This window comes from Phycisphaerae bacterium, from assembly GCA_018003015.1.
Lineage (GTDB): Bacteria > Planctomycetota > Phycisphaerae > UBA1845 > PWPN01 > JAGNEZ01.
The window spans coordinates 1-21684 of the sequence record JAGNEZ010000087.1; the positions used below are offsets into that span (position 1 = coordinate 1).

General features: G+C 61.5%; 15 protein-coding genes, 1 tRNA gene, 1 rRNA gene and 1 pseudogene. All 18 read right to left on the bottom strand.

Annotated features, from left to right (window positions below):
• Positions 1 to 150 precede the first annotated feature (150 nt).
• Positions 151 to 1467, bottom strand: coding sequence for a Gfo/Idh/MocA family oxidoreductase (locus tag KA354_22730; GenBank protein MBP7937469.1), 1317 nt, complete (start codon positions 1465 to 1467; stop codon positions 151 to 153).
• 118 nt (positions 1468 to 1585) lie between these two features.
• Complete coding sequence (locus KA354_22735; GenBank protein ID MBP7937470.1) at positions 1586 to 3928, bottom strand: MFS transporter; 2343 nt, start codon at positions 3926 to 3928, stop codon at positions 1586 to 1588.
• 211 nt (positions 3929 to 4139) lie between these two features.
• Positions 4140 to 5645, bottom strand: coding sequence for an MFS transporter (locus tag KA354_22740; protein MBP7937471.1), 1506 nt, complete (start codon positions 5643 to 5645; stop codon positions 4140 to 4142).
• A gap of 201 nt (positions 5646 to 5846) precedes the next feature.
• Positions 5847 to 7352, bottom strand: coding sequence for an NADH-quinone oxidoreductase subunit N (locus KA354_22745; GenBank protein ID MBP7937472.1), 1506 nt, complete (start codon positions 7350 to 7352; stop codon positions 5847 to 5849).
• Positions 7353 to 7360: 8 nt separating this feature from the next.
• Positions 7361 to 8965 (bottom strand): NADH-quinone oxidoreductase subunit M, encoded by a 1605-nt coding sequence (locus KA354_22750; protein MBP7937473.1) that lies wholly within the window; start codon positions 8963 to 8965, stop codon positions 7361 to 7363.
• Positions 8962 to 10785 carry a Na(+)/H(+) antiporter subunit D gene (locus tag KA354_22755; GenBank protein MBP7937474.1) on the bottom strand — a complete coding sequence of 608 codons (1824 nt, stop codon included), beginning with the start codon at positions 10783 to 10785 and terminating at the stop codon, positions 8962 to 8964. Before KA354_22755 ends, KA354_22750 begins: the two co-directional genes overlap by 4 nt.
• On the bottom strand, positions 10778 to 11038 hold the full coding sequence (locus KA354_22760) for a hypothetical protein (GenBank protein ID MBP7937475.1): 261 nt from the start codon (positions 11036 to 11038) through the stop codon (positions 10778 to 10780). The genes KA354_22755 and KA354_22760 overlap by 8 nt, the downstream gene beginning before the upstream one ends.
• The gene (locus tag KA354_22765) at positions 11035 to 12510 is read right to left on the bottom strand and encodes a monovalent cation/H+ antiporter subunit D family protein (GenBank protein ID MBP7937476.1); all 1476 of its coding nucleotides are present in this window, start codon (positions 12508 to 12510) and stop codon (positions 11035 to 11037) included. The genes KA354_22760 and KA354_22765 overlap by 4 nt, the downstream gene beginning before the upstream one ends.
• Before the next feature lie 4 nt (positions 12511 to 12514).
• The gene (gene nuoK / locus KA354_22770) at positions 12515 to 12838 is read right to left on the bottom strand and encodes an NADH-quinone oxidoreductase subunit NuoK (GenBank protein ID MBP7937477.1); all 324 of its coding nucleotides are present in this window, start codon (positions 12836 to 12838) and stop codon (positions 12515 to 12517) included.
• A gap of 92 nt (positions 12839 to 12930) precedes the next feature.
• Positions 12931 to 13464, bottom strand: coding sequence for an NADH-quinone oxidoreductase subunit J (locus tag KA354_22775; GenBank protein ID MBP7937478.1), 534 nt, complete (start codon positions 13462 to 13464; stop codon positions 12931 to 12933).
• Between the two features lie 152 nt (positions 13465 to 13616).
• Positions 13617 to 14051: pseudogene (locus tag KA354_22780) on the bottom strand (NADH-quinone oxidoreductase subunit I).
• Complete coding sequence (gene nuoH, locus KA354_22785) at positions 14048 to 15049, bottom strand: NADH-quinone oxidoreductase subunit NuoH (GenBank protein ID MBP7937479.1); 1002 nt, start codon at positions 15047 to 15049, stop codon at positions 14048 to 14050. Before nuoH ends, KA354_22780 begins: the two are co-directional and overlap by 4 nt.
• 102 nt (positions 15050 to 15151) lie before the next feature.
• The gene (locus KA354_22790; GenBank protein ID MBP7937480.1) at positions 15152 to 16282 is read right to left on the bottom strand and encodes an NADH-quinone oxidoreductase subunit D; all 1131 of its coding nucleotides are present in this window, start codon (positions 16280 to 16282) and stop codon (positions 15152 to 15154) included.
• Positions 16279 to 16773, bottom strand: coding sequence for an NADH-quinone oxidoreductase subunit C (locus KA354_22795; protein ID MBP7937481.1), 495 nt, complete (start codon positions 16771 to 16773; stop codon positions 16279 to 16281). Before KA354_22795 ends, KA354_22790 begins: the two co-directional genes overlap by 4 nt.
• A gap of 31 nt (positions 16774 to 16804) precedes the next feature.
• Positions 16805 to 17317 carry an NADH-quinone oxidoreductase subunit NuoB gene (gene nuoB / locus KA354_22800; protein MBP7937482.1) on the bottom strand — a complete coding sequence of 171 codons (513 nt, stop codon included), beginning with the start codon at positions 17315 to 17317 and terminating at the stop codon, positions 16805 to 16807.
• On the bottom strand, positions 17290 to 17694 hold the full coding sequence (locus KA354_22805; protein MBP7937483.1) for an NADH-quinone oxidoreductase subunit A: 405 nt from the start codon (positions 17692 to 17694) through the stop codon (positions 17290 to 17292). The genes nuoB and KA354_22805 overlap by 28 nt, the downstream gene beginning before the upstream one ends.
• A 550-nt stretch (positions 17695 to 18244) precedes the next feature.
• Positions 18245 to 21159: ribosomal RNA gene (locus KA354_22810) — 23S ribosomal RNA — on the bottom strand.
• Positions 21160 to 21525: 366 nt separating this feature from the next.
• Positions 21526 to 21598 (bottom strand) — tRNA-Ala (locus KA354_22815).
• Positions 21599 to 21684 lie beyond the last annotated feature (86 nt).

Here is a 21684-nt window from a genome sequence, read left to right on the forward strand (position 1 = left end):
GTCAGCCTCCTGAAGCGTCACGCGTCGAAGGATAGCATCAAGTGCAAGAGCCGCATCGCGGGCTGGAACAACCAGTTCCTCATGCAAGTGATTACCGGAACAGGAGTTTAATGTGCGCTGGCCCTGCGTCCCCCCCCCGCTCAACGCGGCTCACAGCGTCCAGCCTTCTCGGTACTCGCGGCGCAGGAACTTCTCGGCCTCGGGCGCGTTGGCAATCCTCATCTTCTCGGCGTCCCACTCGATCCGCTTGCCGCTGCGGTAAGCGACATTGCCAAGCAGGACGGCCTCGGTCAGAGCCCCGGAGTAGTCGAAGTTGCAGGTCGTCGGCCCGCCCTTCTTGCAGGCCTCAACCCACTCCTTGTGATGGCCGATCGAGTTCGGGATGAAGGGCTCAGGTGGCTTGAAGCCGGTCCATTCCCGCTCCGGCAAGAGCTGGTGACGGTCGTAGTCGGCGATGAGCATGCCCTTCTCACCAACGAAGAGGACGCCGACCCCCCACTTGGGAATCCTGGCCACAATGTCCGGAGCGGGTTTGTCAACGCCACCGTACCAGGTCAGTTTCACCGGGGGCTTGTCCTTGCGGGCGGGGTGTTCCCAGCGAACGACGATCTGGTCCGGAGCATGCTCGTCGTTGACCGGCGGCCCTTCCGTCTCTACCACCTGAGGATGACGCAGATCCAGCGCCCAAGTCGGCAAGTCCATGTAGTGGCAGGCCATGTCCGCTAGGCCGCCGCCGCCGAAATCCCAGTAGCCTCGCCACCCGGCCGGTGCGTAGGCGGGGTGATAAGGTCGGACCGGAGCAGGTCCCAGCCACTCGTCCCAATGCAGGCCGGCCGGCACAGGGGGGGTGTCCTTGGGCCGGTCGCCGCCTGCCCAGACCGACGGGCACCACACGTGGACCTCGGTCACCGGGCCGATGGTGTTCTTCTGGATCAACTCGACCACGCGGCGGTAATTGTCGCCCGCGTGGATCTGGGTCCCCATCTGGGTAACGCGTTTTCGCTTCCTGGCGGTTTCGGCGATCATCCGCGCTTCATAGACGGTGTGGGTCAGCGGCTTCTCGCAATACACGTGCTTGTCGGCCTTGAGAGCCATCATCGTGGCCGGGGCGTGCGTGTGGTCGGGGGTGGCGACGACAACCGCTTCAAAGTCCTTGCTCGATGCGTCGAACATCTTGCGGAAGTCAGTGTAAAACCGGGCCTTGGGAAACCGCTTGCGAGTCTCGGCCGCCCGGTTCTCATCCACGTCACACAGGGCGACGATGGCCTGATCGGCCAGGTTGCCGACACTGTATGCCCCCTGGCCTGAAACACCGACGATGGCGATTCCGAGCTTCTCGTTGGCCGCGAAACTCTGGGCTATGCCCCTTCGGCCGGCCAGCCAGAGCCCGGCGGCCGAGAAGGCGGACTGCTTCAGGAACTGACGACGTGTGTTGGCCGTTGACAAGAGCACATCTCCGATCACCAAAACTCGTGGACCCCGCGGAACCCCGAGGGACGCGCAACTACCCTATTCTACCCGGCCGGGAACCGGAGCAACACCCCTGGCCCCATGCCCGCCGCCGCCCGGCGGTTCAGTCCGAACCTCACTCGCGACCCGCTTCCTTGACCCGGATGTAGCGGCCGAACAGCAGCAGGCCGGCCGGTGAGATCATCGTGGTCAGGGCGATGATCAGCCAGAGCGTGTCCGAATTCCGTGGACCAGTCTCGGGACAGTAAGCCTCCAGCAGGATTCCCGAGAACATGCCTACAAACAGCTTGGCCAGGAAAAACGGCAGGAGCGACATGGACATGTACGAGGCTTCCTGCCCCTTGGGCGCAATGGCCGCCGCGTATTCGTAGAGCCGCGGCGAGAAGAAGGCCTCGCCAACCGACAGGAGAATGACGAACAGGACGATGGCGACGTAGTACGGATTGACGCTCCCCGAGACCCCGATCCGGTTCCTGGCAATCTCGTTCGGGTAGGCATCCTCCACGAGGTAGCGGTTGATCTGCGCCGGAGCCTTGGCCCCCTTCTCGGCCGTTCCGGTCGCCAGCCAAGCCTTGACCGGCCCGGTCAGGGCAACACCGGCAAAGCGATCGGTGTCGTAGATCGTCTTCTCCCTGATGAGCTTGGTCAGGTCGTCGGCCAAGGCCACTCGGACCGCGTGGCTGCTCCTGGCGACGTGCTCCGGGTAGGCGTCCTCCAGCAGGAGCCGGTTCTGAACGACGGACTGGGTGATACGCCTGGCCTTCCTGTCTTTCTTGTCGATCTTGAGCAGACTCTGGGTCGCATCCGACAGGCTGACTCTTGCGAAGCGGTCGTCCTTGCCCAAGGCGGAATCCTGCAGAAGACGGTTGAGCACTTTCAGCATCAGCTTCTGCTCATCCTGGGACAGGGCGGCCGCTCCGGCCAGCGCCTCCTGCTCCTTCGATGACATCTGTGCCCACACGTACTTGGAGATCGGCTGAGTGGCTGCGTTCGGGTCGCTGCGCAGTCTCGCCGCGAAGCCGCCGCCGTCCTTGATATCGCCTTCCGAGAAGAGGCCTGAACCCGGGTACGAATAGGGAGCGGCGTTCCTGAAGCCCGTGGGCGACAGTTCCCGAGTCAGGAGAAGCTTCGTCTGCGGGGAAAGCGAATCCCGAACCGTGACCGATACCGGATCGGCGGGCTCGTTCAGCTTGCGAACGAAAGCCGGCAGATCGCGAATGTCATCCACCGTGAACTTCTCGTCGCCGTCCAGCCAGGAGTTCGCGATGAAGTGGCCCAGACGGCCGTCGGCCAACGGCTGAAACCACCGCAGAGGCAAGGTCATGATGAAGACGGACGCCGTCGCGATGATGCTGCCATACACCACCATCCGATACGCCGTGATCCTCTGAGAGAACGCCCCGACGATGGGAACCAGGACAATGATCAGGCCCGCGTTGAGGGACCAGAGCGTAGCGATGGGGGCGCCTTCGCCCAGCTCGCGAATGCCGAACTTCGGGTAGGTATAGCTCATCTGGAAGAAGATGAACCGAACGAAGACCGCAAGGGTCAGGAACGCCAAAAACTTGTGGAACCCCGGCTGCCCCCAAAGACCCACGAAAATCCTGAGCGTCTCGCGCAGGGCGTCTCGGACGGAGAGGTAGAGGGCACTCCACATGTCCCTGCCGGGGTACTTGGACTTCTCGGGGATGACCTTCACACCTTCCTCGGAGACCTGGAGCCCTTCCCGTAATCCAAAGTAGATCACCGGAACGAGCACGCACTCGAAAGCGAGGCTGATGAGAAACAGGATGCGGTAGGTCGAGAGCTCGACATCCACAACGGGCAGCACCCAGTGACCGCTCTCCCCGAAATCGTTGCGAATGCGGTCGAAGATCCAGTACGAAATCAGAAAGCCGACATTCATCACCGCATAAAAAATGGAGAACGCGATGGAGCGCTGGGCGGTCGTCGAGTACCTGTGGATGGCCGCGACCATGATCGGCGTCCCCAGAGCCTCGCCGAGGGCCAGAGGAAACAGACCCAACGCAAGGACGATCCAAGGAACGGTCACCAGGGTCATCACCGTGCGGGCGAAGAGACAGAGAACCACGCCCAGCATGAAGGCCCTCCGAAGCCCAATGGCGTCGGTCAGCGAGCCGATCATCACCGTGGCGAGGGTCATGACCGTTGACCAGGCGGTGATGATGAAACCCGCATCGGTGTCACTGTAGTTGAGGTTCGAGGACAGCCACAGCACCAGCGTGGTATTCATCACGCTGTAGGCCAGAATGCCAAACAGCTTGATGACGAAAACGATCCACAGTTCGGGAACGGCGCTGCCCAGGACCGCAAACCGGCCGGGAAAGCTGATAACGGAGCGGCCGATGTGAGCGGGAAGGGCAAGGAGCCGGTCCAGGATTCCACGTGAGTCGGGAGTGCCGCCGGGCACGACCGTTCCCTGTCTGTCGTCCGCCATCAGACCGTCTCCTTCCGCCCTCGCCATGCGCGACTGGAAGTCCGCCGGAGACGGGCGCAGGGGATGTGTCGAACCGTATGTCCCCAAGGACCCTGCGGCCGCGAGGGGCCGCTCACAGAAACCGCAGTTTACAGGGATTAAGGCCCCGACCGCAACCAAGGATAGCCCCGGAATCCCGAAATCAGCTCATCGGAAAACAAAGCCGGGCGGCTCACTCGGCCCGACCGGCTTCCTTCACCCGGATCCAGCGGCGAAAGGCAATGAGACCCGCCGGGCAGATTGTGGTCGTCAGAGCGATGATCAGCCAGAGCGTGCCGGAACTCCGCGGACCGGCCTCCGGGCAGTACCTGCTAAGCAGCACACCCGAGAAGGTGGCCACACTGAGTTTCGCCAGGAAGAAGGGCAGGTACGAGAGGGACATGTAGGAGCCCTCCTGACCCTTCGGGGCGATGGCGGCCGCGTATTCGTACAGGCGGGGCGAGTAGATCGCCTCGCCAAAGGAGAGGATCACGATGAAGTAGAAGATCATCACGTACCAAGGATTGACGTCGCCGACAAGGCCCAGGCCATGGTGGGCGAGCCAACGAACGTACTCCAGATCGGCGACCCCCTGGAACCAGGCCGGAGGCAGCGTCATGATAAACACCGAGGCGGCGGCAATGCCGCTCCCCACGGTGACCATCTTGTAGGCGGAAACCTTCCGCGAAAGCACACCGACGATGGGAACGAGGAAGATGATCATGAACGCGTTGATGTTGTAGAGGGTCCCGACCGGAGCGCCGGGGCCGAGTTCTCGAATGCCAAACTTAGGATACGTGTAGTTCATGTGCACGAAGATGAGCCGGACCATCGCGGCCAGGGCGAGAAAGCCAAGGAACTTGTAGAACCCCGGCTGGGCAAACAGGCCGGTGAAAATCCGAACCGTTTCCCGATAGGTGTCCCTCAGGGAGAACGCAAGGGCTCGCAGGAAGCTCTCGTGCGGGTACCTCGACTGCCCGGGGACGATCTTGACGCCCTCGTCAGTGGCCTCGACGCCTTCGCGCATGCCCCAGTACAGGATGGGGAAAAGACCGCACTGGAAGACCAGGCTCACCAGAAAAACGGTCTGGTACGTCGTCAGCGTGATGTCGAACAGCGGCAGGCTCCAATGACCAACGGGTTCGCCCACTCGTCTGCGGATGAAGTCAAACATGAAGCCGGCGATCAGGATGCCGACATTCATCGAGGCATAGAAGTAGGAGAAGGAAACGGACCGCTGCGATGTCCTCGAATACCGGCGAGTGGCCGCCACCATGGCGGGGGTGCCCAAGGCCTCGCCAATGGCCACGGGAATCATGCCCAGGCCCAGGACCATCCATTTTGCCGAGGCAAACGTCATGAAGCATCGCGTGACGATGCAGATGACCATGCTGAGCAGCAGAGCCTTGCGTATCCCGATGGCGTCCGTGAGCGAGCCCACGAAAACCGTGACCAGGGTCATGAGAGCGGACCACAGGGCAACCCAGAGACCGGCCTTCTCGTCACTGTAGCCGAGATCGTAGGACAGCCACAGGACGAACGTCCAGTTCATGATCATGTAGGACACGTACCCGACCAAGTGGATGGCGAAGATCATCCACAGCTCACGCGGCGCACCTCGCAGGAGGAATCGATCGAAAAAGCCAGCAGCGTCCTTTGGGCCATCGTCGACCGCGGCATTCCTTGTGGTGTTGGCCATCAGAACGTTCCCTTCCGCCCTCGGTCCCCCTGTCCGGATGATCGCCAACCACAAATGCAGGGACGATGCCGAATCATGTATCCCCTTGGTCCTGCGGCCATGACCGGCCACTCAGAGAAACCGTAGTCTACCGAGAAGAGAGATCCGGCGACACACGAGAATGGGCTGATCCACCACGGGCTGCGAGGTGCGGCCATCCACCTATTCGGCAGCCGGCCCGAGGCGGAAAATGTCGATGACCGCCCGACCGCCGGCCGCTATCTTCGCCGCGGGCACCGCTGGAGGAACCAAGCCGGCCCGTGCGATCGAGGCGGAGATGGTCCCCACGACCCGTCCCGGAACCACGCCTAGAGCCAGAATGCCCGCGATCAGCAGAGTACAGACGGCCCGGGTCGGCCAGCTCAACGTGATCGACGGCAGATCGCCCGGGTCGCGGAACCAGGCCTCCCGGATCACGCCCAGGTAGTAGTAGACCGCGATGGCCGCATTCACGACCGCGATGATGACCAGGGCCAGGTAGCCCTGGCCGAGGGCGGCAGTGAGCAGGGTCAGCTTGCCCATGAATCCAACAAACGGGGGAATGCCGGCCAGCGCGAACACCCCCACCGCGAGAGTCAGGGCCAGCAGCGGCGACCGGCGGTGCAGTCCGGCCAGTTCCTCAATGGCCACGTTCTGACCGTCGCGAGAGACCTTGCAGATCACCACGAAGCACGCGAGGACCATCAGCAGGTAGCCCACAATGTAGTACACCGCCGCCGAGTAACCCGCCTCATTCATCGCCACCAGGCCGATGACGGCATAGCCGGCGTGGGCAATCCCGGAGAAGCCCAGCAGCCGCTTGAAGTCCTTCTGGACCAGGGCGATCAGGTTACCGTAGCACATCGAGGCCGTGGCCAGGATCGCCAGCAACAGGGCCACGGTGTCATGGTCCGGCTGAGCCAGCGAAATGAACCGTACCAGCACGGCCACCCCGCCGATCTTGGGCAGCGAGGCAACCAGGGCCGCAGTCTCGTTCGAAGCCCCCTGATACACGTCCGGCGTCCAGAAGTGGAACGGGAAGACCGCGAGCTTATAGAAGAGCCCGCAGAACATCAGGCCCAGACCGGCAATGGCCAGAGGCGAGTTGACGACCGGGCTGAGCAGCGGCAGAATCTCGGGCAGCGAGGTCGTTCCGGTCAGACCGAACAGATAGCTCATGCCCACGAACATCAAGCCGTTGGCCGCAATCCCGAACATCATGTACTTGATCGCCGACTCCATCTGGCTGCGGCGGCCTTCGCCCTCGCGGCGCATCGGCACCATCAGGTAAAGCGGGAACGCGGACACTTCGAGCGCAATAATCAGGGTGATGAGGTCGATGCAGCTCACCAGCATGGTCAGGCCGGACACGCTGACGGTCAGAAAGAAGTAGTACTCGGGCTTCACATCCTGACGAATGTCGGGCAGTTCCCCGCTCAGCAGCAGGATCAGCGCAAGCCCACATGCGAATACCAGCTTGAGGACCTGGGAGAAGAGGTCCACGCGGTAGGCTCCGTCGAAGAGCACCGCTTCTCGCCCCAGGCAGAGCAGGCAGGCGGCGATGCCGGCCAGGGCCACGACCAGGGCCGCGGTTCGGGCCTGCCGGGTGCGAGATTCGCCCAGGGTAACGGCGAAGATCGCCAATGCCCCGAGCAGCAGAACCAGTTCTGGCAGGAACGCGGTATCCATAGCTGTCGTCACTTCGCCTCGTCAGCCAGCCCCGCGGGCGTGGCCGCTACCATCGGACTCGTTCGCGCCGGCCGCCACACCTGCAGTGTCTTCCCCGGCCGGCTGCTGCCTGGGACCACCGCCGCGCCCACACCAGCCGGCGACCGGACCTGCTTCAACACCTGTTGCACACTCGCATCCATCACCCGGACGAACGGGGCCGGCTTCAGCCCGATCCAGAAAACAAAGAGCGCCAGCGGCACCAGCATGACCACTTCGCGAAGCCCCAGGTCCCGAATCATCGAATGATCCGGGTTCCGGGTACCGCCGTAAGCGACCTTCTGCAGCATTCTCAGCAGGTAGGCGGCCGCCAAAACCACTCCGGGAACCACGCACACCATCATCACCCGCGAGACCTCGAACCCTCCGGCCATGACCAGGAACTCGCCGATGAAGCTGTTGGTCCCCGGAAACGCGAGCGAGGATAACGCGAAGATGCCCGCAAATGTCGCGAAGACCGGCATGGTCCGGCCCATCCCACACGTCTGGGCCAGATCGCGGGTGTGCAGGCGTTCGTAGATGACGCCGACGATCATGAACAGGGCCCCGGTGGTGATCCCGTGGTTGACCATCACCAGCATGGCACCCTTCAGTCCGGCGTCGTTCAGGGCGAAGATCCCCAGCGTGGCGAAGCCCATGTGGGCGACGCTCGAGTAAGCCACCAGTTTCTTGAGATCCGTCTGGGCCAGGGCGGTCAGGCCGCCGTAGATGATGGCCACCACCGACAGCCACAGGATGTGGGGCTGGAAGACCTCAGTCGCGATCGGGGCGATGGGCAGGGAGAACCGCAGGAAGCCGTAGGTGCCCATTTTCAGCAGCACGCTGGCCAGCAAAACGCTCCCCGCGGTCGGAGCCTCCACGTGGGCCGCAGGCAACCAGGTGTGGAACGGAAACATCGGCACCTTGATGGCGAACGAAACAAAGAACGCCAGGAAAATCCAGCACTGGAAGTCCGCCGAGAAACTGTCCTTCTGTTCCATGATGGCCGGAATGCTGAACGTCCCGGTCTTGAGGTAGAGGGCGATGATCGCGACCAGTAGGAACACGGACCCGGCCATGGTGTAGATGAAGAACTTGAGCGAGGCGTAGATCCTCCGCGGCCCGCCCCAAATGCCAATCAGCAGGGCCATGGGGATGAGCATCGCTTCCCAAAAGACGTAAAACAGGACCAGGTCCAGCGAGCAGAATACGCCGATCATGGCCGACTCCATGATCAGCAGGCAGATCATGTACTCCTTGACCCGAGTCCGGATGTAGTCCCAGGAGGCCAGCACGCAGAGGGGCATGATTAGCGTGGTCAGCAGCACCAGCAACAGACTGATGCCGTCCACGCCCAGGGTGTAGCGGATCTTCAGGGCCGCGATCCACTCCACATCCTCGAGGAACTGGAACCGGGCGCTCCCCGCGTCAAATCGCCAGAACAGCGGAAGCGACCAGAGCCCGATCACGGTCGTGCTGGCCAGTGTCCACCAGCGCAGCGCATTCTCGCTCTTGACGAGCGCGGCAATCACGGCCGCCAGCAGCGGCCCGAACACCAGCATGGTCAGAATCGTGTCGTTGTAGCTGAAGCTCATGGCCGGCTCGAACACCAAATGAAAATCACGATCAACACCGCCGCCACACCGAACGCCAGCATGAGGTTCTCCTGCATCTGCCCGCGCTGGGCGGCGCGCAGCCTTCGACCGACGCCTCGTACCCCGGACGCCAGGCCATCGACCACACCGTCCACCACGCCGTTGTCAAACCTGCCCGCCAGTCGGGCGGTGATCATCAGCGGCACCAGGCCCGCCAGCCGGTAGAGTTCGCCCACCAGGGTGTCAACAGCCTGCACCGGCCTGGAAGCCAGCCACCGGAATACCCGCCCACCCATGCGATACGGCCAGTCGAGGTCCAGGCTGATCTTGGGCTCGGGCTGCAACTTCTTGACCAGCAGAAAGAAACCCACGGCGGTAAAGAGCAGGACCTGCAGTGTCTCCGAGACGTGGTACGCGGTGTACGGATGGTAATCTACCGGGAAGGGCAGCATCGAATACAGGTACGGTGTGTAACAGCCGATGAAGATGCACAGCGCCGCAGTGATGGCCATGGCCGCCATCATGTTCCATGGCGGATCGGCGGCCCGGTCCACGACTTCCTGCCTCGGTTTGTTCTTTCCGAACCAGATAAAGTACGGGACCTTCAGGCCAGTGTGCAGGAAGGTGCCCACCGAGGCCAGCATGAGCAGGAAGCCAACCCAGAGCTTGTGCTGTTCGAAACCGGCCGACACGATCATCGACTTGCTGACGAATCCGCTGAACAGCGGGAACGCGGAAATCGACAGCCCGCCGATGAGCGTGAAGACGAAGGTCCAGGGCATCCTCTTCCACAAGCCGCCCAGCTCGGTGAACTTGGTTTCACCCGTCATGTACAGGACCGAGCTGCAACCCATGAACAGCAGGCCCTTGTAGAGAATGTGGGCAAAGGCGTGGGCGCAGGTACCGTTGAGGGCAAGTTGGCCAAGGGAGGTCTGTGGATCCGCTAACCCCACACCGGCGACCATGTAGCCGACCTGGCTGATGATGTGGTAGGCAAGCAGCCGCCGGCAATCGTTCTCCAGCACCGCGTAAACGACACCGTAGAGGGCCATGATCACGCCCAGCAGCACCAGAATCTCCATCCCCGGGAATCCGCGGCAAAGCGCATACACCGCGGTTTTGGTCGTGAAGGCGGACAGAAAAACCGCCCCGTTGAAGCTCGCCTCGCTGTAGGCGTCGGGCAGCCAGGCGTGCAGCGGGGGCACCGCCGCGTTCAGGATGAACCCAATCAGGATCAGGTAGACGGCCGCCGTCGGATGCTGAACATCAAGCTGGTTGAAGGCCCAGCTGCCCTGGGCGTTGCAGTGCAGCACCATGCCGGCCAGCAGGGCCAGCCCCCCGGCCACGTGCACCAGCAGATAGCGCAGCCCAGCCGCCGGCGACTCCTTGCGCCTTCGAAACCAGACCAGGAACACGGAGGAGAACGCCATCATCTCCCAGAACAGAAACAGAACAATGAAATCGCCCGCGTAGATCGCCCCGATCGAACCAGCGACGTAAATCCAGGCGGCAATGTGCTGAACGTCCTCCTTGACGTGCGCGCCGTAGAGTGTGCCGAGAACACACATCAGGCTCATGATGTAGCCGAAGATCAGGCTGAGCCGGTCCACCCGGCCGAAAACCAGCGTCAGGGCGTTCGCGGGGTCGGCAACCAGGAACTCAACCTGCCCAAAGTCGCCCTGCGTCATCATCAGCGTCCGGGCAAAGACCAGGACCGGAACGAACAGCAGAAAGCCGCTCTTGGCCCGGGCGGGAATCAGCGGGAGCAGCATCGCCCCGACGATGAGGATCAGCGATGGATGGATCCAGAGGTCATTCATCGTAGTAGTCTTCCCGGGTCATGATGCCGGCATGGCCGAACCACTTCGACACGATGATGATCAACACGCAACCGGCGAACCCAAACACCGCCCAAAAGGCCGGCCAATGCTCGGCCTGGGTATGAGCATGCTCCTTGTCGACAACGCCCGGAATCGCATCCACCACGACCAGCAGGGCGAGCAGAGCCACGCAGACTCGCACCACGGTCTTCAGATGGTTGCTCAGAAACTCGATCAGCTTGACCAGGCTCATGAAATCACACGCTGAACAAAACCCAGGAACAAACCAGGACACAGACCAATCACCACCGAAATCAGGGCCGTCGCCGTCAACGGCACGACCATCGAGGCATGAGCCTCGCTATACCGGTGCTCCAGGTCGGCCTCCGACGGCTGGCCGAAGAAACCCTGGTAAACCACCGGGGCGAAGTACGCGGCGTTGAGCAGCGTGCTCGCCATCAGCACGATGATGATGCCGATCGAACCGGCATCCAGGGCCCCGTTGAGCAGATACCACTTGGTGACAAATCCGGCCACCGGCGGCGCGCCGATCATGCTCAGCGACGCCAGGGCAAACGCTCCAAAGGTGAACGGCATCGCCCGCCCAAGGCCGCTCATCTCCGAGATGTTCTTCTTGTGCGTGGCAACGTAGATCGCTCCGGCACAGAAGAACAGCGTGATCTTGGAGAAGGCGTGGTTGGCAATGTGGATCAGCCCGCCCTCGATCCCCGCCGGCTTGAGCAGGGCCACGCCCAGAATGATGTAGGAGAGCTGACTGACCGTCGAATACGCCAACCGGGCCTTCAAGTTGTCCTTGCTGAGGGCAATGATCGAGCCCACCACGATGGTGATGGACACGAAGTAGGCCGTGGGCAGGCCCAGGTTCAAGGCGTCCATGCAGTCCACACCAAACACGTAGAGCATCACCCGCACGGTCGAGAACACGCCCACCTTGACCACCGCGACCGCATGCAGCAGGGCACTGACCGGCGTGGGAGCCACCATCGCGCTGGGCAGCCAGCTGTGGAAGGGCATGACCGCATTCTTGGCAAATCCCAGAATGCAGCAGGCGTACAGGATGGTCACCACCCCGTTGTGCACGCCGACCGGCAAAATGCCGGTGCGAATGTTGTCCGCGAAGTCCAATGTTCCCGACATGACGTAGATCAGAACCATGGCCGGCAGGATCAGGCCCTTGGCCGTACCCGTCAGGTAGCTCAGGTACTTTCGCCCGCTCTCGTAGCTCTCCTCGTCCTGGTGATGGGCAACCAGCGGGTAAGTGCAGATGCTCACGATTTCGTAGAAAAGATACAGGGTCAGCAGGTTGTCCGAGAATGCGCACCCGACCGCTCCGAACAGGGCCAGGGCAAAGCAGGTGTTGAATCGCGTCTGCTCGTGCTCGCGGAGTCCGCGCATGTAACCCGCGGAATAGAACACCGTCACGACCCACAGGAACGACGCCGAAACCGCGAAGACCATGGACAAGGCGTCCGCCCGAAGCGAGAAGCTCAGCCCACCCAGCAGCTCGAACACAGTGAAGCGCAGGCCCCTGCCCCCGTCAATGTCCGGAACCATCGACGCGGTGATGACGAACAGGACCGCCGCCGAGATGAATGAGCAGGCCTCCCGAATGTTTGGGCGCTTGCCGGCGGCCATCACCAGGCCCGCGCCGATCAGCGGCGCGAGTACCGCCAAGAGCAATCGGATGTCGTACGCGAATTCCATGGGCCTATCCGTTCAGCTCCGAAAGCTCCTCAGTCTTGACCGACCGGTAGTTCCGATACACCGCGATGGTGATACTCAAGGCAATGGCCACCTCCGCTGCCGCCAATCCCATAATGAACAGGACGAAGACCTGCCCCACCGCCGGATCACGAACAGTGAATCGGTTGAACGCCATCAGGTTCAGGGAGGCGGCCGCAAAAAGCAGCTCGCCGGAGATCAACATGCCAATCAGCGTGCGCCGCCAAACCAGGCCGAAGATGCCCATCGCAAGCAGGAAAGCCGCCGCGACCAGGTAGATCTCCAGACGATCATAAAGAGGCTGTCCCATCGTCCACCCTTCACTCCATCACCAGAACACCACCGAGCCCTCACCGCACTCCCGCCGCTGCCCCCGGCTCGGCTCATGACATCGAGCACCTTCTACGGCTTCGTCCGCCCTGCCCGGGCAATCGCCAATGCACCCAGAATCGCCACCAGCAGCGCCAGGGAGATCAGCTCGAAGGCCATGCTGTAGGTCGTCAACAGTGCGGCGCCAACCGCCTTCATCGAGCCGTCGTTGGCCTTCGTCTCCGGCCGTACCCAGTCCCCGGACAACGCCAGCCGCACAACACCCAGGAAGATGGCCGTCGCGGCCGTCACCGCAATGCCCGTCCACAACACCGAAAAGCCCTTGCTCCCGTCCTTTCCGGGCTCGTCCGGCTCGGCCAGCATGACCGCGAAAACGATCGTGACACACACCGCCCCGACGTAAATCAGAATCTCCATCAGCGCAAGGAACGGGCTGTGAAGGAAGTAGTAAAGCCCGGCCAGCCCGAAACAGCAGATCGCCAGGCCGCAGACCGCGCGAATCAACCGCACGCTCGCCACCGCGATCAACGCCCCCGCCGCCGTCGTCGCCAGGCAGAACACGAAGAGGCCGTTCATGATCAGAGTCGAAGCGGGAAACGGGTTCATTTCACCTCCGTCCGGGTGGGCTCGACCGCAGCCCCTTCCGCGCCGAGCCGCTGGGCGGCGCCACCCGCCCCGGGCGACGACCCACCCCCTGCCGGCTCCACCGACCGAGCCGCGACCGGCGGCACAAACGGCATGCCCCCTGCCGCCCGGGTCTCGTCTTCCAGCTTCTTGAACAAGTCGATCACGAACTCCTCCTTGCGCAGGCCGGCCATGTTGTAGTCGTGAGAAAAGCGGATCGCCCCGTCGCGACAGGCCTCCACGCAGGAGCCGCACAGGCTGCACCTGGTGAAATCAAGCTTGTAGATCGTCACCGACTTCCGCTTGGCACCCTCCAACTTGACGCCGTCCACCGTGATGCAGTCGCTCGGACAGGTCTTCTCACAAACCTTGCACGCAAAACACTTGGGCTTGCCCGTCTCCGGGTCCAGCACCAGCTCAATGTGACCCCGAAAGCGGGGCGGCATCTTGAGCGCCTCGTGCGGGTAATGAACCGTTACCGTCGGCTTGAAAAACTGGCCGATCGTGATCCGCATCCCCACCAGGAGGCTGTACAGACCGCCGACGATTTCCCTCATCAGCTTGATCATGCCCCAAACACTCTCGGCAACTTGACCATCGCCCCCGACAACAGGAGCGTGAACAACGACACAGGGATCAGAATCTTCCACGAGAGATTCAGCAAGCCGTAAAACTGGGTGCGCGGAAACGTCCAGCGTATCCACACCACGGTGAACACCAGAAAGTACATCTTCATCAGGAACCACACGACGCCCGGGAGAATGCCGATCGGGCTGTGCCAGCCGCCCAGGAACAGAACCGTCGCCAGACTGCAGCCCAGGAGGATGTTCGCATACTCGGCCATGAAAAACACGCCGAAACCCATGCCCGAGTATTCGGTGTAGGCACCCGCCACCAGCTCGCTCTCGGCCTCCGCCATGTCAAAGGGCGAACGGTTGGTCTCCGCCAGCATGCAAATGAAGAAGATCAGGAAAGTGACCGGCATGAGCGGATTGACCCATACCCGGAACAGGTTCCAGTGCCAGAAGGCCCCGGCCTGCTGCTCGACAATCTCGTGAAGGTCGGTCGTCCCCGTGATCATGATCATGGTGATCACGACCAGCAGCATCGGGATTTCGTAAGCGACGTTCTGCGACACCACCCGAGCCGACGAGATGATCGCGTACTTGTTCCGCGAAGACCAGCCGCCCAACATGATCGCCATCACGTTGACCGATCCGAAGGCGAAGATCATCAGCAGACCGAGGTTGATGTTGCGGCCGACCAGCTTGTCGCTGAACGGAATGACCGCCAGACTGATCAGGGCGGGCGACATCATCATCAGCGGGGCGGCCCGGAAGAGCGTCCTGTCCACCATCGGAGGCACAAGCAGCTGCTTGGACATGAGCTTGAGGGCGTCGGCGATCGGCTGGAGCAGGCCGGCAAAACCCGCCTCGGTGGGTCCCGGCCGCCGCTGGAAACGACCCGCCCCCTTACGTTCGACCCAAACCAGATACGCCGCGTTGGCCCCGACGAAGGCCAGAATCACCACCAGGGCGACCACCAGCCGATACGGCTCGGTGGACAGGAATCCGCCCAGCTCGGAGAGCCACTCCGTCACGCCAGCATCCCCTCGCAACTCCGGTCAAGACTCGTCGCCCGCATCCCTGTCGTCCTTCCTGGCCTGAAATCACCGGTCAATATCAGGAATCACCAGATCCAGGCTTCCCATCATCGCCAAAGCGTCCGGCAGGAGCATTCCCCGGCTCGCCTCGCCGAACAAACTCAGGTTCGAAAGCGACGGCGTGCGCAGCTTGAGGCGATACGCCCCATTTTGGCCGTCACTCACCAACCGCACCAGAAAGCGCCCCCGCGCTGCCTCCACCGCATAACAAAAGTCCCCGGCCGGCAACTTGAGAACACGAGGCACCTTCTCCGCCATCACCGGCCCATCGGGGAACTTGTCCAAGGCCTGCTCGATGATCCGCAAGCTCTGCTCCAGCTCGGCCATCCGCACCATGTACCGGGCGAGAGAATCGCATTCCGGATAGGTCGGGATCTCGAAATCGAAATCCGGATAGGCGGAGTACGGCTCGGCCCGACGGACATCGTAGGCCACACCCGCTCCACGAATCACCGGCCCCGTCGCTCCGTACCGGCGGCACATCTCCGCACTGATCGGCCCGATGCCCTTGAGCCGCTTCTGGAAAATGATGTTCCCCGTGACCAGGTCCCGGTACATCTTCAGCCTCGGCCGCATGTGGGTGACGAACGCCTGCGTACCTCCCAGGAAGCTCTCATCCACGTCGTTGCAGACTCCACCAAAGCGATAGTAACAGTAGGTGAGACGGGCGCCGGTCAGACCTTCGAGCAAGTCCAGAATCCGCTCCCGATCGTCGAACGCGTACAGCAACGGGGTGAAGCCACCCAGATCTAGCAGGAACGCACCCCACCAAACCAGATGGCTGGATATCCGATTCAGCTCCGACGTGATGACCCGGATGTACTCGGCCCGCGGAGGAACCTGAATCCTGGCCGCCCGCTCGACCACTCCCACAAACGCGTGGGTGTACATCATCGCCGACAGGTAATCGATCCGGCTGGTGTTGGGCAAAAACTGGGCATAGCTCCGGTTCTCGCCCATCTTCTCCTGCATCCGGTGGATGTACCCGCAGACCGGCTCCGCCTCGACGACGTATTCACCGTCCATCGTCAACCGGAGCCGCAGCACACCATGCGTGGCCGGATGCTGCGGCCCCAGATTGAGCACGAACGTCTCGCGGCCGGCGGCCCCGGAGGAAGGCGCTTCTTTGACCGTCACGAGTTGAAGTCCTTCCTCAGCGGGTGATAAGTGGCGTCCTCTGGCAGCAAGAACGGCGTCAGGTCCGGGTGCCCCACGAACCGGATGCCGAAGAAATCGTGCGTCTCGCGCTCGTGCCAGTTCGCCCCGGGAAACACGGTGCTGATCGTCGGAACCTCGGGGTCCTCACGGGGCACACGCGTTCGTATGGCCACCCGAAGCCGCTCCGTCGGGTGAAAGAAGTCGTAGACGACCTCCATCTGGCCCTCGGCCAGCCAATCCACGCCGGTAACCGTGTCAATGGCGAATCCGCTCTTGTCCAGCTCACCGGCCACCGCGACAACCTGGTCCGGAGCAACACTCGCGTCCAGATGAACGCCTCGCTCCGCGTAGTCCACAACCTGAAACGGCACCGCCAGATGTGCCAGGGGATTCGGCCTCAGCGCAGGCACCCCGCCGGGCACGGCCGACCCGTTCAAGGCCGCCTTCTCACTCGGAATGTCACCACTCATCACACGATGACCTGGGTGCTCAAACACCCGGCTACTCCGGTTTCACAACCGGCCAACGTCGTTTTCCCGTCAGCTTCTCTTCCAGTTTGAGGATGCCCTCGATCAGAGCCTCCGGTCGCGGCGGACACCCGGGAACGTAAACGTCCACCGGAAAAAGCTGATCCGCGCCTTCAACCACCGCGTACTGGCCCGGAAACACGAACGGGCCGCCGGAAATCGCACAGTTGCCCATCGCAATGACCCATTTCGGCTCGGCCATCTGATCGTACAGCGTCTTGACCGCAGCCGCCATCTTCTTGTTGATCGTGCCGGCGATGATCATCAGGTCCGCCTGGCGAGGCGATGGCCGAAACACCTCCGCTCCAAACCGGGCCAGGTCGAACCGCGCCGCCCCCGTCGCCATCATCTCGATCGCACAGCACGCCAACCCAAAGGTCAACGGCCAAAGCGAGTAGGCCCGCCCGAGGTTCAGCAGTTCGTCCAACTTGGCGAACTTGACGTACGGAGCGCAGTCTTTCAGAAGCTGGTCTTCTTGCGCTTCCATTCAAACACACCCTTCTTCCACGCATACACGACCACCAGCGACAGCACCCCGACAAAGATGACCAGCTCGACGAAGTCGCGGATCACGACACCTTCCACCCGGTTGTAGACCACCGCGACCGGCACCAGGAACAGCACATCCACCGCAAAGGCTACGAAAACCAGGGCATACAGGTAGTAGACCGCACTGTAGCGAATCCAGGCGTCGCCGATCGGCTCCATGCCGCATTCGATGGGCTGGCCAGTCTTGTTGGCATACTGGCGTGTCTTCCGGGCGGCCAGTAGGTGGACGACGACGATCGGCCCCAGGGCAAATGCCAGCCCACCCAGCCCGAAGGCAACCACGTAGATCAGATCGAGCGCCGCGCCTTCACTCATCGCTGTCAATTTCCCTCAAGCGTCGATGGGACACGCGCTCCGCAACCGGGCAGCGACCACCACCGAGCGTCAAATCGCACGCCTCGCCGCAGGGTCCTCAGTCCACCATGCCAGTCCCGAGGGCTCGGCGAAGTCGCGACATTGTACAACGATCGCTTCGCCTCGCCTACCCCTCGCTGACCCCACACCACGATGCACCCGATGCCCAACCGCCCTTCCACCCCCCGAAAGCCCAGCCAGGCATCGCCGCCGTTCCCGCCGCGTCCACGGTCCCAGGACCGCACGCTTGGCCTCATTGACCTCAAGCCTCAGCCGTCGAGTGATGAACGACGCGACGCGGCACTTGACTCCGACCCACTCAGCCCGAGTCGCACCTCCCAGCTGCCCAACGTGCCCGGCGCGCAAAAAAAACCGCCGGGAGCGCTGTCGCTTCCCGGCGGTTGCAGTCTCTGGGTCATCGAACATGCGTACAAGCGAATCGGACGAACCAAACGTTGAAGAAGTTCGAGCGTGATGGTGCTTTGATCCATGATGACAGTGCATCATTCATACGATCAAGCCTTTGGCCATTAGTACGGGTCCGCTGAAGACATTCCTGTCCTTACACTTCCCGCCTATCGACCTAGTGGTCTACTAGGGGCCTTCAGACTCCGAAGAGTCACCGAGACCTCATCTTGAGGGGGGCTTCACGCTTATATGCATTCAGCGTTTATCCTTTCCGGACTTAGCTACCCTGCGCTGCCGCTAGCGCGACAACAGGTACACCAGTGGTCCGTACCTTCCAATCCTCTCGTACTAGGAAGATATCCTCTCAAGTCTCGTACGCCCACGGCAGATAGGGACCGACCTGGCTCACGCCGGTCTGAACCCAGCTCGCGTACCGCTTTAATTGGCGAACAGCCAAACCCTTGGGACCGCCTTCAGCCCCAGGATGCGATGGGCCGACATCGAGGTGCCAAACCTCCCCGCCGCTATGGACGCTCGGGGGAGATCAGCCTGTTATCCCCGGAGTACCTTTTATCCGTTGAGCGATGACCCTTCCACACGGGATCACCGGATCATTAGGGCCTACTTTCGTATCTGCTCGACTTGTGGGTCTCACAGTTAAGCCGGCTTATGCCCTTACACTCGTCGTGCGATTGCCAACCGCACTGAGCCGACCTTTGCGCTCCTCCGTTACTCTTTTGGAGGAGACCGCCCCAGTCAAACTGCCCACCTAACACTGTCCCACGCCCGGATTCACGGAGCGCGGTTAGGATACAAATAGCACAAGGGTGGTATTTCAACGTTGGCTAACCGACAGCCAGAACTGCCGGATCATCGCCTCCCACCTATCCTACGCATGCGATATCTGTGGCCAATATCAGGCTACAGTAAAGGTTCACGGGGTCTCTCCGTCTTGCCGCGGGTATGTGGTATCTTCACCACAATTCCAATTTCACCGAGTCGGTCCTTGAGACAGTGCTCCAGTCGTTACGCCATTCATGCGCGTCGGAACTTACCCGACAAGGAACTTCGCTACCTTAGGACCCTCATAGTTAGGGCCGCCGTTTACGGGTGCTTCGGTTGCCAGCTTCAGGGGTTACCCCCTTGACCGCCTTCCTTAACATTCCCGCACCGAGCAGGCGTCAGTCTCTATACGTTGTCTGTTGGACTTGGCAGAGACCTGTGTTTTTGATAAACAGTCGCCAGAGCCGCTTTGCTGTGCCCTCTCCTCTGTATTGCTACCGAGGAGTAGGGACCCCTTTTCCCGAAGTTACGGGGCTAACTTGCCTAGTTCCTTAAGGACCGTTCTCTCGAGCGCCTGAGGCTACTCGCCTCGCCTACCTGTGTCAGTTTTAGTACGGACGTGCCACTTGTCCTCGCATGCTTTTCTCGGCTCTCTCTCCCCGCACTTCGGCAACAAATCGGCCTCGCCCTTGCGGGAACCCTCACGTCTAGTGGTGGGCTGCAGCTTGAGAAAACGCACATGCGAATCAACCGCATGACACGGGGCAGGAATATTAACCTGCTGTCCATCGACTACGCCTTTCGGCCTCGCCTTAGGATCCGCCTAACCCTGGGCGGATTGACCTTCCCCAGGAAACCTTAGGCTTGCGGCGAGAGGGATTTACACCCTCTTTCTCGTTACTCATACCGGCATTATCACTTGATAGGGCCGCAACCACTCCTTTCGGTATGGCCTGTATCTCCCTATCAACGCTCCTCTACCGCTCGTTCGTCCCGAAGAACTCACGAGCCCGCTGCTTCGGTTCCGTGCTTAGTCCCGATCATTATCGGCGCCCAGTTTCTCGACGGGTAAGCTATTACGCACTTTTTAAATGGTGGCTGCTTCTAAGCCAACATCCCCGCTGTCTCGGAAACCAGACTTCCTTATGCACTGAGCACGAATTAGGGACCTTAGCAGACGATCAGGGTTGTTTCCCTTTTGACCGCGGAGATTGACCCCGCGGACTCACTCCCGAGATAGTCGCCACGGTATTCGGAGTTTGGATGAAGGCGGCAGGCTGGTGGCCCCCGCGTTTCAATCAGTAGCTCTACCCCCGTGACGTAGTGGCTCGAGGCTGCCCCTAGAGGCATTTCGAGGAGAACCAGATATCTCCAGGTTTGATTAGACTTTTACTCCTCCCCACAGCTCATGCCAGAACTTTTCAACGTTCACGGCTTCGGACCTCCGCGCCCTTTTACGGGCACTTCATCCTGGCCATGGGTAGATCACCTGGTTTCGGGCCTACCCCCAACGACAGATCGCCCTGTTCAGACTCGCTTTCGCTACGGCTACGCACCGGAGGTGCTTAACCAGGCCGTTAAGGGTAACTCGCCGGTCCATTATGCAAAAGGTACGCGGTCACCCGGATGACCGAAGTCACATCGGGCTCCCACCGCTTGTAAGTACATGGTTTCAGGTTCTTTTAACTCCCCTTGCAGGGGTTCTTTTCACCTTTCAGTCACCTTACTTGTCCACTATCGGTCGTCGAGGAGTATTTAGCCTTGGAGGGTGGGCCCCCCAGCTTCACACGGAGTTCCACGAGCTCCATGCTACTCTGGTAAGCCGATCGTAACGCAGGGCGATCGCTTTCACATACGGGACTGTCACCCTCTGTGGTGTGCCTTTCCAGGCACTTCTGTTAGCGACACCTTTGTAACTGCTCTCGGCTCCCGCAACCCCGACCCGAAGGCCGGTTTGGGCTATGTCCGCGTTCGCTCGCCGCTACTGACGGAATCTCGGTTGATTTCTTCTCCTCCAGGTACTGAGATGTATCAGTTCCCTGGGTTCGCTTCGACGGGCTATGCATTCACCCGCCGATGACGCCATCTCCTTGCGGAGTGACGCCGGGTTGCCCCATTCGGAAATCCCCGGATCAATGCTCGTTTGACAGCTCCCCGGGGCTTATCGCAGCCTACCACGTCCTTCTTCGCCTCTCGACGCCTAGGCATCCACCATGCACCCTTAGTAGCTTGATCGCATGAATGACATACTGTCCATCCACCCAATCAAAGCACCTTTGACGCAAACATCGCGCCAATCAGAACGAGTTTTTCGCTCTCACGCTCGAACGTGATCTTGGATGGTTCGATACCTGACTCGCTTGCAAACATATTCGATTGTCAAAGAGCTACTGCCAGGCACACCTCTCCGCCGCCCCCCGCCCGCCAGTCTCATCACCGGCGGCCAGCAGGCCACTTCAAGGTACACCTGAGCCCGTCAAATATACACGCGATTCCCCCTTTGTAAAGGGGTCCGCACGCAATTTTGTCGACTTTTTTTCGCACCCCCCACTACCCCACCCTACCCCACAACCAGCCGCCCCCTTGACCACCACCTCCTACTGGAGCCGAGCGGGCTCGAACCCCCAACCTCCCGGTTGCAAACCAGGCGCTCTCCCAGTTGAGCTACGGCCCCAAGTCCCTGAAAAACAAAAGGTTACGAAGAAGGCCCTTCATCCTCCCCTCCCCGCCGGCCCTTCTTCTTCGTCCAAAAACACGCCC

What these genes read in the sequence shown, in the direction of transcription:
- nuoK (MBP7937477.1), bottom strand. Translation starts at nt 12,838, where the DNA reads ATGGGACAGCCTCTTTATGATCGTCTGGAGATCTACCTGGTCGCGGCG.
- KA354_22755 (MBP7937474.1), bottom strand. Translation starts at nt 10,785, where the DNA reads ATGAATGACCTCTGGATCCATCCATCGCTGATCCTCATCGTCGGGGCG.
- nuoB (MBP7937482.1), bottom strand. Translation starts at nt 17,317, where the DNA reads ATGGAAGCGCAAGAAGACCAGCTTCTGAAAGACTGCGCTCCGTACGTC.
- KA354_22775 (MBP7937478.1), bottom strand. Translation starts at nt 13,464, where the DNA reads ATGAACCCGTTTCCCGCTTCGACTCTGATCATGAACGGCCTCTTCGTG.
- KA354_22805 (MBP7937483.1), bottom strand. Translation starts at nt 17,694, where the DNA reads ATGAGTGAAGGCGCGGCGCTCGATCTGATCTACGTGGTTGCCTTCGGG.
- KA354_22745 (MBP7937472.1), bottom strand. Translation starts at nt 7,352, where the DNA reads ATGGATACCGCGTTCCTGCCAGAACTGGTTCTGCTGCTCGGGGCATTG.
- KA354_22795 (MBP7937481.1), bottom strand. Translation starts at nt 16,773, where the DNA reads ATGAGTGGTGACATTCCGAGTGAGAAGGCGGCCTTGAACGGGTCGGCC.
- KA354_22735 (MBP7937470.1), bottom strand. Translation starts at nt 3,928, where the DNA reads ATGGCGGACGACAGACAGGGAACGGTCGTGCCCGGCGGCACTCCCGAC.
- KA354_22760 (MBP7937475.1), bottom strand. Translation starts at nt 11,038, where the DNA reads ATGAGCCTGGTCAAGCTGATCGAGTTTCTGAGCAACCATCTGAAGACC.
- KA354_22765 (MBP7937476.1), bottom strand. Translation starts at nt 12,510, where the DNA reads ATGGAATTCGCGTACGACATCCGATTGCTCTTGGCGGTACTCGCGCCG.
- KA354_22750 (MBP7937473.1), bottom strand. Translation starts at nt 8,965, where the DNA reads ATGAGCTTCAGCTACAACGACACGATTCTGACCATGCTGGTGTTCGGG.
- KA354_22740 (MBP7937471.1), bottom strand. Translation starts at nt 5,645, where the DNA reads ATGGCCAACACCACAAGGAATGCCGCGGTCGACGATGGCCCAAAGGAC.